Annotated in this window: 10 protein-coding genes; 4 read left to right on the top strand and 6 right to left on the bottom strand. The window is 43.2% G+C overall.

Features of this window, described 5'->3' with window-relative positions; all coding sequences use genetic code 11:
- Positions 1 to 73 precede the first annotated feature (73 nt).
- From DXY38_RS09240 to DXY38_RS09220, 4 genes are all read left to right on the top strand, one after another.
- Complete coding sequence (locus DXY38_RS09240; protein ID WP_115071417.1) at positions 74 to 1,147, top strand: mechanosensitive ion channel family protein; 1,074 nt, start codon at positions 74 to 76, stop codon at positions 1,145 to 1,147.
- Between the two features lie 334 nt (positions 1,148 to 1,481).
- Positions 1,482 to 2,441 (top strand): aminoglycoside phosphotransferase family protein, encoded by a 960-nt coding sequence (locus DXY38_RS09230; RefSeq protein ID WP_115071395.1) that lies wholly within the window; start codon positions 1,482 to 1,484, stop codon positions 2,439 to 2,441.
- Positions 2,442 to 2,549: 108 nt separating this feature from the next.
- Complete coding sequence (locus DXY38_RS09225) at positions 2,550 to 3,800, top strand: hypothetical protein (RefSeq protein WP_136988095.1); 1,251 nt, start codon at positions 2,550 to 2,552, stop codon at positions 3,798 to 3,800.
- A gap of 71 nt (positions 3,801 to 3,871) precedes the next feature.
- Entirely contained in the window at positions 3,872 to 5,095 is a 1,224-nt protein-coding gene (locus DXY38_RS09220; RefSeq protein ID WP_244279078.1) for a mechanosensitive ion channel family protein, read from the top strand.
- Positions 5,096 to 5,214: 119 nt separating this feature from the next.
- Here the strand turns inward: DXY38_RS09220 and DXY38_RS09215 are convergent, their stop codons facing one another.
- The 6 genes from DXY38_RS09215 to DXY38_RS09190 all read right to left on the bottom strand — a co-directional run bounded on the left by DXY38_RS09215 (position 5,215) and on the right by DXY38_RS09190 (position 12,553).
- Entirely contained in the window at positions 5,215 to 7,347 is a 2,133-nt protein-coding gene (locus DXY38_RS09215; RefSeq protein WP_136988093.1) for a PP2C family protein-serine/threonine phosphatase, read from the bottom strand.
- Positions 7,348 to 7,428: 81 nt separating this feature from the next.
- The gene (locus DXY38_RS09210; RefSeq protein ID WP_115071391.1) at positions 7,429 to 7,887 is read right to left on the bottom strand and encodes an ATP-binding protein; all 459 of its coding nucleotides are present in this window, start codon (positions 7,885 to 7,887) and stop codon (positions 7,429 to 7,431) included.
- A 3-nt stretch (positions 7,888 to 7,890) separates the two neighbouring features.
- Positions 7,891 to 8,202, bottom strand: coding sequence for an STAS domain-containing protein (locus tag DXY38_RS09205; RefSeq protein WP_115071390.1), 312 nt, complete (start codon positions 8,200 to 8,202; stop codon positions 7,891 to 7,893).
- A gap of 58 nt (positions 8,203 to 8,260) precedes the next feature.
- Positions 8,261 to 10,369 (bottom strand): glycogen debranching protein GlgX, encoded by a 2,109-nt coding sequence (gene glgX, locus DXY38_RS09200; protein ID WP_115071389.1) that lies wholly within the window; start codon positions 10,367 to 10,369, stop codon positions 8,261 to 8,263.
- The gene (locus DXY38_RS09195; protein WP_115071388.1) at positions 10,369 to 10,707 is read right to left on the bottom strand and encodes an STAS domain-containing protein; all 339 of its coding nucleotides are present in this window, start codon (positions 10,705 to 10,707) and stop codon (positions 10,369 to 10,371) included. The genes glgX and DXY38_RS09195 overlap by 1 nt, the downstream gene beginning before the upstream one ends.
- 16 nt (positions 10,708 to 10,723) lie before the next feature.
- Positions 10,724 to 12,553 carry an AGE family epimerase/isomerase gene (locus tag DXY38_RS09190; protein WP_115071387.1) on the bottom strand — a complete coding sequence of 610 codons (1,830 nt, stop codon included), beginning with the start codon at positions 12,551 to 12,553 and terminating at the stop codon, positions 10,724 to 10,726.
- Between the last annotated feature and the right edge of the window lie 37 nt (positions 12,554 to 12,590).

Raw genomic sequence — 12,590 nt, 5'->3', positions numbered from 1 at the left:
AGCCTCAACATTCGGCCTGATCGAATTCAAAACAGAAGGCAGACTGCAAGGGACAGGTCTACACAACGAGGCAATGAAGGAACGAATCGTTCAGGACATGGACGTGATCCACTCCAACACTGGGGTGCTGGTAGGCACTGTCGTTCTCCTGCTGCTTTGGCTTGTCCTTGGCCTCATGGAGCGGAGAGGACAACATCTTGGAGGCCTGGTCGCCAAAGCAATCCGACAGCCATTGCTATTAGGTCTCAGCGCGTCTCTGTATTTGGGCTGGCTAGGACGTCTCATCGCCAACAACGTTGCATGGCTGGACGGCAGCAACGCTTTAAAACTCTCCGCCACCATCACGATCCTCGCCGTCATGTGGGCGTTGCACCGATTGGGCCATGCCGTCATGGAAACCAGGCGGTTTGAGCGATGGCTCCAAATGGACGACCCGAAAGATCGGGCAATGGCCATCAGCTTTATCGGGCGGATCTTCACGATCTTAATTCTCGTGATTGGTGCTGGTGCGTTGATGATCGCTTTCGGCGTTCCTGCCACAGCCCTCGCGGCCTTGGGCGGCGGTGCAGGAGTCGGCCTGGCCTTCGGAACTCAAAACATCTCCCAAAACTTCTTTTCCGGCTTCATGTTGTTCTTTAACCGCCCCTTTAAGGAAGGCGACTGGATCAGCACGGACGGCCTAGAAGGAACGGTTGAACATATCGGCTGGTATCACACACGTCTACGGACATTTGAGCGACGACCGATGTATATCCCCAACGCAGTATTCGCCACAAACAGCATCGTTAATCCTGGGCAAATGTATAACCGCAGGATCCTGGCAAATATTGGCTTGCGCTATGAAGACATCCCTGCAATGGATACCATCACCAAACAAGTTCGCGCACTTCTAAAAAACCACAACGCCATTGACAATAATCAAATCATCTTGGTTCACTTCAATGCATGGGAAAGCTCATCACTCAATCTTCAAGTTTACTGTTTTACTAAAACCACCGTTTGGCAGGACTACTTAGACATCCAGCAGGAGATTTTTCTGGAAATTGCAAACATCGTGAAGGCAAATAATGCCGACTTTGCTTTCGACTGCACCACCCTTTATCCAGCACCCAACCTGAAACCAGAGCAGTTATTCCCCGCATCCTGACGAACAAGTCTCAAGCCAAACCTGCCAAGCGTTGGCGCGCAAGCGCCGCCTGAGATGCTGCATCTGCGAGCTTGTTTTTGCACTCCTCCACCACCGGCAGAAGCAGCACCGTCAGCGCTTGCGACGGCATTAGCAAAAAAGCCGAAGGATCAAGCTCACCGAGCTTCGCAGAAGTGCTCCCCCCAGATTCATCGAGGCAAACCGAGTGGCATTTCAGAACTTGTTCGAACCACATACCGCCCAGAGGACAACAATGGTTCTCAAGGACAATTTTAGAGGCAGGATACAATTCGATCTCTCGGCAATCAAATAACCGAGTCCTCCACTGATCAAGATGACGAACCAGGAAATCAACGAAGGGCTTCTCAGCTTCATTCACGAACAAACTGGGAGGGGGGTCATCTATGAGCAGGAGCCCATACCTCTACTAGGCGGAATCGATGCAACGACCTATAAATTTAAACTTAGAGGAATGGAGCCGATGGTCCTCCGCCTCCTTGGCAGCGACAGAGGCGCGGAGGAAGTTAAAAGATTACAGATTCATAGCCAAGTTCTCATTCAATCAAACATCAAAGCACCAAAGGTGCACTGGGTCGGCGAAGACAAATCCGCGTTGGGTGGAGTTTTTGCAATTATGGAATTCTTCCCAGATCCACTTCTATCAGAACAACCAGGCGATATCCAGCTGAAAATCCTTGGGAAATCTCATGCAGAGATGCACAATCTCTCAACGACACAAATCATCAACGAGTTAAAAAAACAAGGGTTGAATGAAAAGGATTTCATGGCCTGTCTATTTATGCCTACTATTTTAGACTCAGCGCTGAAAGACCATCCCTGGCTAAGCAATATAATCAATTGGCTACAAAACAACTTGCCAATTAATTCAGCCCATGCATCCATCAATCACAGTGACTATCATCCCAAAAACATTATGTACGCTTCAGGGCATATAACAGGAATCATTGACTGGAATTTCTTTATAGGCGATCCAGCATTTGATGTCGGGCATACAATCACACTCATCATGGACATCGTACCCAATATTAGTGATGACTATACCCATGAAATAGTCTCTCAAAACAATGAGCAGTATCGAGACGCGTATCAATCAATCAGATCAATTGATGAGAAAGCCGTTAATGCTTGCAGAGTCTGCCACTGCACGGGCTTTCTTCTTCATTGCCTCTCAGGCAAAAAAGACATCATTACGTCCTCGCCAACCATGCTTCAAAGCCTCAAAACCACCATCGAGACTATAACCAAGCTTGAAATAGCATTACCCAACTCCTGAATAGATCATTGCGTAATAGGGAATACATTCATGCAATCACTTGATCATTCTCCTACAATAAAAACATCAATCATATACAATTAGACAAAGCCGCACAGAACCCCTGGCATGCCAACAAGAGCTGGATTAATCAACACCATCGCAACCGCAACAACGCTGTTGACGATGTTGCTTTCCGGTTGCTCATCAGCGAACAAGCCAGCACAGACCCTCTATATCGCCTATTCAATTGGAGAGAACGAATTCACACGGTCCTCAAAAGAACAAGCGGAAAAGCAAATTAGCCTTTTTAATCAGCGATTCCTCAAAACAAATCCCAACACACGTGTTGTCACAGTTGCCTACAAAGCAAATACAATGCATCGTCAGATCAAGGAAGACAGCAAACTAAACCTTGGGCCAGACCTAATATTAGGACCAGAATATATGCTGGAAGCTTATTATCGAGACTCATTAATAAGCGCCTTTCCCAACAGCTCTCAGTGGACACAACAGTACGGCGATATCATCAAAAACTTCTCCATCGTCGATAACAAGCTTATTTTCGCTCCCTTTATAATTTTCCCACAAGTGTCCTGTTACAACAACAAGACCATAAAGCAGCCACCCAAAACAATCCAAGAATTGGAGAAGCTTGGTGCCAGCGGCGCTCGCATTGGCTTATCAACGCGCACCGATCAGATCTTCTGGACGGCTGGATCGACCGACGCTATCCCAGAAATCAGCTCACTGATGAACAAGAAAAATCAAAATAAACCACAGCCAAAAATCAGAGAATGGATCACGTGGCTACGACAAGCGGCACTCTACCAAAACATTTCCTTTTTCAGCGCGCAATCTGAACTGGCCAATGAATTAGCCGCCAATAATCTTGACTGGATCACCTGCGATTCATACCAAGCCCTGAGTATAAAGGAGACAATGGGAGATCAGCTCAGCGTTGCCATCCTTCCAGATGGAATTCAAACAAAAGCTTTTGCATGGCCATTCATCTTTGGGTTTGGCCTAGGCACTGATTCAAGCCCAACACAACGGGAGCTCGCACTGAGTTATGTGAAAGCGAACACCAATGCTGTAGGCCAAAGGCAAGCGATGCTGCAAAGTGAAGGATTCCTTCCTACGAACCAGGCTGTTGATATTCCGAATCAAAGCTCACAAACTCTCAACGCCTACAACAATTCATGGAACACACAATCCCTAAGCTATCTCAAACAGTGGCCGATGATCACTCAATACCTAGAAACATCCCAGAATCACGTAGCAATCGATAAAATATTAACCGAACTCACCAGTGGGACTATCAGCGTTGATGAAGCCGTACAAACTTTAATCAACCTGGGCCAAAAAGGAAAAGAATGAACAATCTTCTCTTCGAGGTTTCATCCTGGACTGGATACATTGATCGAGCAGCAGTTAGCTGGCAGTTGATCTTGGTTGCCAGCGCACTGATCACTGATGTATTCATTCGCAAAAAGCTGGGTACAAAAAATGTTTCACTCATCGTTTCTCAGGCCGTAGGTCCTCTTGCGCTACTTGGCATCAGCATTGTGCTTAGGGTGGCCTCCATTCCCACAGGAATCGCGATCCGCTTTGGATGGATCTGGGCAGCCTGGAACCTTCTTTTATGGATCGAACTGAAACTGATCCAACGCAACCCGAAGGATCGAGGAGCGGTCTGGCTCAGGCGCCTGGTGCGGCCTGCCATCCTTGTTTTTGCACTGCTTTACTGCATCGATCGACTCAGCAGTCTCTCATCCATTGGTCTGATTAATGTGGGCACATTGCTGAATACCCAACTGGCGCTAGGCAAGCTTTTTTACTCGATAATCGGCCTCTATCTGATTCTGATTGCCAGCTCACCAATCGCATTCCTCATCTCATGGATCTCAAAAGAAGGCCTGAAAATCAGCAATCAAAGTCGTTATGCGATTGAAATCATCATTCGTTATTTGATCATCAGTTTTGGCCTCCTGGCTGTGGCCCTTCAGGCAGGTTTTAACGCAACAGCATTGCTCACCATTTCAGCAGGTTTGTCATTCGGTCTTGGTTTTGGCATCAAAGAAATCTTTGCCAATTTCATCAGCGGAATCTGGCTGTTGTTTGAAGGATCGATCCGACCTGGAGAGATTCTGATGATCAAAGGCGAGCCTTGCCAAGTCAACAAATTAGGTCTTCGAGCCACACTTCTATCCCGTCAACGGGATGATGCTGAACTGCTCATTCCCAATCAAACCTTTTTCACCCAAGATGCTGAATCATTCACCGCTGGTGAAAACTACAGGCGAGACGAAGTGGTTGTCGGTGCTGCTTATCACCATGAACCGAAGCAGGTGATAACGCTTCTCGAGCAGGTCGCCTGCCAACATCCAAGGGTCCTACAACATCCCGCACCCCAGGCTTTCGCGATCGACTTTGCAGAGTCGTCGATTAACTACAAACTCAAGTACTCGGTCCGCAATCCCTTGGAGGCTCGCACCGTGAGCAGTGACTTGCGGCAAGAAATCTGGACTGCATTCAACAACCACGGAATTGGCATCCCCTTCCCACAACGACAGGTGTATCCGATGGAGTGGCCGCCAAACAGGCAATCAAGCCTGCAATCCCAGCACAACCCACACGAGCACTCCACAGCGGATCAGCAAGATCTGGGTTGAGCTAGCGCTCAGATCAACCCAGATCCTCCAACCGTCTGCGTGCCAGGGCAGCCTGAGCCTCCGCTTCAGCACAACAGAGCTCCGAAGTGAAGGAAGCCAAAAAGAATATAATGTGAGAGTTATTTATAAACGAAGGAAGCTAAGGTAATATCATCAAATTGAGATGCAGTGCCGATATGGCTCATCAACTCAGCCTTGATACGATCCATAATCTCAGAAGAAGTAATATCAGGGGAAGCAGCCAGTAAGTGGTCGCAAAGATCAATTAAACGCTCGGTTGTAAATGACTCGTCAGCTTCATTACGGGCATCAATTACGCCATCTGTAAAGCCAACAAAAGTTGTACCCCTCTGCAGAAAAAGAGATTTAGCAACATACAACGAGTTTTGGAAGATACCAACAGCTGGTCCGGTGGTATCAAGTTGAATACATGCTCGATCCGGGGTAAATATTAAAGGGGATTCATGACCTGCAGATATATATGTCATGCATCCGGACTTTTGATCGAAAACAACAAAGAGAACGGTAGCAAAATAAACGTCATCACCATGATTACAACTCATATAGTCATTGACATGAGTGATAACATTAACCATTTGCTCGGCGACAGCCTGGTCTGTAAGATCCCACCTGGGCCGACTAACGGTATCGTATCGGATCAAACTACGAAAAACAGACATGAAAAGAGCTGCCGGCACTCCCTTATCGCAGACATCCGCAATCACTAGAAATAGTTTATCACCTACAGAAAATGCGTCATACCAATCACCGCCAGCATTGTAAGCAGGTTGCATAAATAGACTTAGATCAACAGAATCTAACTTTGGAGACGACTTAACAAGAAAAGATTGCTGAATTGTTCCAGCATTAGTCAACTGCTTCTGAGCGATGGCGTTGAGGACACGAATAGAGTCTCTACTTTCAAGGATTTCAGCAAAACTACGATTAATAATATCTACACCTCTTGATATTTCACGTATTGGGGAATAGCAAAGAACGGAATCGCTTGAGGAGTAGGTCTGATCATCAGAGTTAAGATCAGCATTATCATCAGCCTTATAATCACCACTAGATGACGACTTAGAAGCAGAGAAGAGCGTATTGATTTCTTTTTGTGCTCGAGAGGAAAGCCAATAACTATAAAATGCAGCTGCAGACAAGATGATGATAAGATATGAAAAGACAATGCCAGCGAAGCTTTCCATGGCATCAAGAACGGCTGTATTTGCATTTTGCACAAGTTGAATAACAGCACTAGATCCCTCGACAGAGGGACCAAACTCAGCAGAAAGCTTATAAAAACTATCAACCATTCTACCCAAATCGGCGCCATCATTAGAGGGCAGGAGTATATTAAGATCTGGATACTTGTCGACATGTTCATCTTCACCTTCAGAAGACTCATAAAAGAGTTTAAGGCGGTGAAAAAGATCATTATCAGAACTATAGATATCATTACCATTAGAACTAATCTGGAATTCAATTCCTGGGGCTAATGAATGGCGAAGTTGGTCTATATTTAAAAATGGATCCGGTTCAGCATCAGCGTCTTTGAACACACGATAAACACTAGCTGCCTGGATTTTCATTCCTTCATAATACATTCTTACAATACCGCCCTTGTAATAATTAGAAAAAGAAATAATCACAATTAAAGAAACAAGAGAGATAACCCCGTAGGAGGTCAAAAAGACAAGTCCACTTACCGAAACAGAGTTGGACTTATACTTACTACGTCCTCCGGAAAGAAGTTTTAAAACCACAAAGACAAGGTAAGCAAGTAAAACACATATGTTTGAATTCAAAACGGCTTTAATCGAGACTAGCTTTGCTATCTCGAAGGGAAGACCACTAATGTAGTATTGAGCCAGGAAATAGAGGGGACCATGGACAAATAACGCATACAGAATCGTAAGGAAAACAACATGACCACTCTCGACTGCATCGTCACTCATCTTGTTTCTATATATCCAAGTAACAACAAAAACCTGTATAAAAAACAATATGGCAGAAAAGGGCTGTCCAAAAAGAGGAATAGTTGCTAAGGCAGCAGGAATCGAAACAACAACTGGCCACCATCCACGCATAAAGAATAATGCGAACCAAGCGGTAGAAAGACCAATCAGAAAGTAATAATCAAGAAATATAGGTATCTCGAAAAATGTATTTAATATGAAACCCAAAGCACTCAAAATTGATGCAAGCAAAATAGAATATTTTGCGCTTAAGCTTGAACGACGGCTTGGGATCAAAACTATAAATACTGATTAACACTAAACTACTCGATTGGTGGGAGAAATCACGAGATATTACTGATTACAAATCTTGAAAGACTAGTCAGACGCTATATCCAACTCTATCTCAAGTGTATAAGTGTTCTGACCACTGCAGTATTTGTAGGAAACAGAGTCAACAGAATCCTTTACCAAGAAGAGGCCAAGGCCACCTATTGGTCTAAGAGCTACTGGTGCATCAATGTGATCAGGAGACTCCAACCTTTCAAATTCAGGGTCAAAAGGTGGGGCATTATCCGTAAGAACAACTTGAAGAATTGGTGGATCTGAAGAAGAAATAACGGTATAAGTTATCTGCAAGGCAGACATATGAGCAGTAGATTGAAAAGAAGACTCTGAAGAACGAACAATATTAGAAAGGAGCTCTTCAGCCGCCAACTTGAATCGATAAGCTTTTTTTTTAGAAAGAGACTTCGTATGCGATATTAAGTCAATAAAGGACATGAATTCATCCCAATGATTCATTGAGGCATCAAGATGAATAGATGTATTTGTCATAGCCTAACTCTCAGAAATAACAATTGCTTGAGAAAGTCCAGTTTTTTGTATAGTGTCAACAACACCTTCATTGGCTCCACACACAGTGAGATTAGAGTTCTGATTCATCTTTTGTTTAGCAAACAAGAGAGCTCGTAGACCAGCACTACTCATAAAAGACATTTCACTCATGTCAATTTTAAGCTGAGTCAAAGAGGGTAAATCAAGTGAAGTTAGATTTTGCAGAAAGTCGGGAGCAGTTTTTGTATCTACAGTGCCGACGAGCTTAATTGTCGCTTCTGAATCGTTGATAGTGGAAGAAATTTGAAGTGTCATGGTAAGAAAAGTGTTGAAGGAAATAAATAGATAAAATGCTAATGAATAGCCTAGAAAACTACGTTGTCAGTACGACAACTGAATGTTCTCCGACAAGCAATCCATTGCTATTGAATGGCGATCCAGGATCCCGAGCGAAGGGAGATGCACGATCTCCAGTGTTGATAGCAATAGACCAAGTTGCCGAATCCGGAAGTTGAGGCAAATCACACCAGCTAGCAAATTGAGACATATTGGCGAATACATAAACGGCATCGGCTGAAGAAGAATCCTCAAGATCACATGAGAACATCCAGGCCAATTGCTTAGATGAATCAGACCAATCAGGTTGATATGGTGAAGATCCATGAAAACTTGAGGAAGAAAGACCCAATACATTAGATCCAGACGCCGAAAAGGAATTCACTCTGAGAGATGGATGATTATTCCGAATCGAAATCAAAGCCTTCGTGAAATCGAACAGGTGTTTATTATTTTCAAGTAAAGACCAATCTACCCAGCTAACAGGAGAGTCTAAGCAGTAAGCATTATTATTACCCGATTGGGTACGAGCAAATTCATCACCCATAAGTAACATCGGGACACCACGAGACATGAACAGAATAGTCAACACATTCTGCATTTGACGAAGTCGAAATTGCAAAATACCTTCATCACAAGTGTAACCCTCTTCGCCACAATTCCAGCTATAGTTATCATCTCCTCCGTCACGATTATACTCACCATTGGCTTCATTATGTTTATCATTATAAGAAACAAGGTCATGAAGAGTGAATCCATCATGACAGGTGATGAAGTTCACAGATGTTGCTGGTGAGCGACCAGAAGATTCATACAGATCAGGAGAGCCCTGCACACGCTGAGCTAATTCACCGACCATTCCTTGGTCTCCCTTTAAAAATCGACGAACACAATCTCTATACTTTCCATTCCACTCTCCCCAGCGTCCAAAGGCTGGAAAAGTTCCAACCTGGTAAAGGCCACCAGCATCCCAAGCTTCAGCAATCAATTTGGCTTTCGAAAGAATAGGGTCAAAAGCTAAAGACTCAAGCAAAGGTGGATTGGATAAGGGATATCCCAGTGGATCGCGACCAAGAATTGCGGCAAGATCAAATCTAAAACCATCAATATGGTATTCCGCAACCCAGTACCTTAAGCAATCGAGAACAAGATTACGAACAATAGGATTATTACAATTAAGTGTATTACCAGTCCCGCTAAAATTAAAGTAATACCCTTCAGGGGTAAGCATATAATAAACCTTGTTATCCAATCCCTTAAAAGAAAGGACGGGGCCTTGTTCATTACCCTCAGCAGTGTGATTAAAAACAACGTCGAGAATAACTTCAATGCCTGCAGCATGAAAAGATTTAACGAGTTGCTTGAACTCATCAACTTGCATGCCTAAGTGACCGGTAGAGGCAAAAGCAGCCTTTGGCGCGAAGAAGCCAAGCGTGCTATAACCCCAAAAATTGTATAACTTTTCCCCAGTTTCTGGATGATCACGGGAATTCTCATATTCATCGTATTCAAAAATAGGCATTAACTCTATAGCGTTAATGCCAAGACTTTTGAAATAGGGAATTTTTTGAACAAGTCCAGCATAAGTGCCAGCATACTTAACTTCAGATGTATTTGAAATAGTATATCCACGAACATGAAGTTCATAAACAATAAGATCTTGCGAGGGAATCTCTAATTGTTTATCATCGCCCCAATCAAAATCATCTAAAGGGACACGTGAACGATAGGGAAATGGATTATTCCAATCGGGATCACTAGCCCAAGTATCACGACCTGATATGAGACGGGCATAAGGATCCATTAATATTTTGGATTGATCAAATGCATTACCCGACGCAAAATCATTTGGGCCATCAATACGATACCCATACTCTAGATTTTCAATATCCAAACCAAATACGACAATAGAATATACATTTCCTACTCGAAACGACTCTGGTATTTGGATCTCAGCATAAGGTTTAATTTCACCCAACCGAAACAGAACAAGAGTGCATGATGTTCCGCTCGATGTAAATATGGAGAAATTAAGACCATTCAGTGCTGGAGTAACTCCAAAAGGCAATGGCTTGCCTGGACGAACTTCAAAACCAGAAATGGTTGAGGTCGGATGGGTATCAACTCGATTGGATTGATAAGTCATTAGGTCACCACAGCGAGATCATCAAGAGTAGAAACGAGAGTAAAGTGCTCCAGGAAACCAGTAACGCGCATGACATCTTGGATGTCATCATTAATTCCCACAAAAGAGAGCGTTGTACCTTGAGCAGATGCTTTGTTGTGTATAACCAAAAGGGCTCGCAATCCAGCACTTGACATAAATGTGACCTTAGTTAGATCGATTGCAAGACGTAATGCATCAACGCTAATTTGATTCAGAGCATCTTGAAACTGCCCAACCGTTTTAGAATCAATTTGACCATCAACAGAAAGAACAGACCAATCAAGATGAGATGTTTTTGAAAATGAAAGAGAAGACATTTCAGTTTGAGGGGATCTATACAGGAGTAAGTGTAACTTTAACCTTCAGACGGCTGGTGGAATTAGGCAAGTTAACCAGTAATTTTTCAGTGTCATAGTCAGAATAAGCTTGGCCATCAATTTCACAGCCAGTGAGCTTTACGCTCCCCTTAGGCAAAATGTCTGGAGAAACACGAAGAATATTATCCTTGAAACCACCTGGAATTGGCGAGAAATACAAATCAAGAGGGCGTTTATTGGTCATCAAGTCAATATAAACAGTAGATAAGAAGCAGAGCTCAGTTGAGTGATAAGCACTCATTGAGTGACTTCCCTTGAATCTTTCGGTGCCTAGGAGGTATGGCATGCCATTAGCAAGAACATTAAAATAAACACCACCATCACTATTGTCTAGGAAGAAAGAGTTATAGAAAGCTGCAGACTCGTCAGCATACTTTTCATAGTTTTTATTTTCGGGGAAAAGGCCTTGAAGAATAAAGTAAGCCAATATGCCTTGTTCTTGTTGCCACCAAGCCTTGCGATCGTGCCAAGCATAACGATGGAATTTCTGACCAGGTTTTAAAACACGATCAACAACATCGTACCAGCCAAATCGCTGCTTATCATAACCATGACTAGGCATTAAGTCAGCAATTTTTTCAGCTAAATCTTTGTAAGATTTTTTGGAGTCTATAGAATAATATCTCATTAAATTCCAAGCAATTTTCAAATTATGACCAACGACTGCACGATTCTGCTGCCAACCCCATGTTTGATCTTTTTCCCATGAGTCAAAAAACTTTTCTTGAACAAATGGACTGTTATCGTAATCCTGGAAATACTTTTCGATAGTGTCAAAAGTATCCTCAAGCATCACCTTATATCTATCTTCTTCAGTAGCAAGCCATAAATTAATCAAATAAGCGGGTGCATGATCACCTACAGAATTCCAATTCTTCCTTGCTTTGTTCCGTCCCAAACTCTCCTCATGGGCACTCAGCGTAACTGCATGTATGTGAGAATAATAACCTCCATTCTGATGGTCTTTATAGTGCTGATCAAACAAATCAATCGTGCGCTCAGTGTCGTCAAGAATTCTCGGATCACCTGTCAATCGATATGTTTGAATTGGTCCAGCTAGAGCATAGATTTGTTCATAAGCAGGTATGCAATCGTAATCATCACCAAATTCGGATACAAGTAATTTTTGTTCTTGATTTTGGCTTTGAACTTTAAGTCCATGGTACCAGTAGATTAATCCGGTATCTGTATCAACAAAACGCATCTTGTCTCGTAAATACTCAGTACCTTTTTCAGCAGCTTCTAGGTACTCATCCTTACCTGTAAGCATGTAAGCCGATGCCATTCCATAAACCATTCTGGAAATGGTATCGGTTTCTTGCAGATAGTCGGACTCGTCTTTGTCACCAGTAATGTTAACAAGTGTCCGATAATTGCGGTAATCAATATCAACATTGGGCCAATCAAATTGCCACGACAAATAGCGATTAGCGATCTGATCAACCTGTTGGACCCACCAACCTTTGTCTCTGTGCAAATAGGAATTCGCACTATCCCCTGGAAAAGTAATATAATTGACTTCGAACTTAATATCTTGTTCTGGAAAAAATGTTCCATAGGCGAAGATCATTTGCCCCGGTTTAAGGCGCTCAGAAAGAAGCGATGTCCGATCCTGCCAAGACTCACCTAAATTCTGGCTAAGCTTGGCATAGGAGTTATCGTTAAGAGTTAACGAATAGCTACGTCCATCTGACGTTTCGAGTTCAATCTGCTTCTCTTGAGGATCATAAGAAGTTACATAACCTGAGATAAGGTCGGAAAATGTGAAATCAAAAGAGTTAGTCATCTAAAAAATCAGTAAAAAGGAAGATTTTAAAATAAAG

The sequence above is a fragment of the Synechococcus sp. UW179B genome, assembly GCF_900474245.1.
Taxonomy (GTDB): domain Bacteria; phylum Cyanobacteriota; class Cyanobacteriia; order PCC-6307; family Cyanobiaceae; genus Synechococcus_C.
This window is presented reverse-complemented; position numbering and strand designations above follow the sequence as displayed.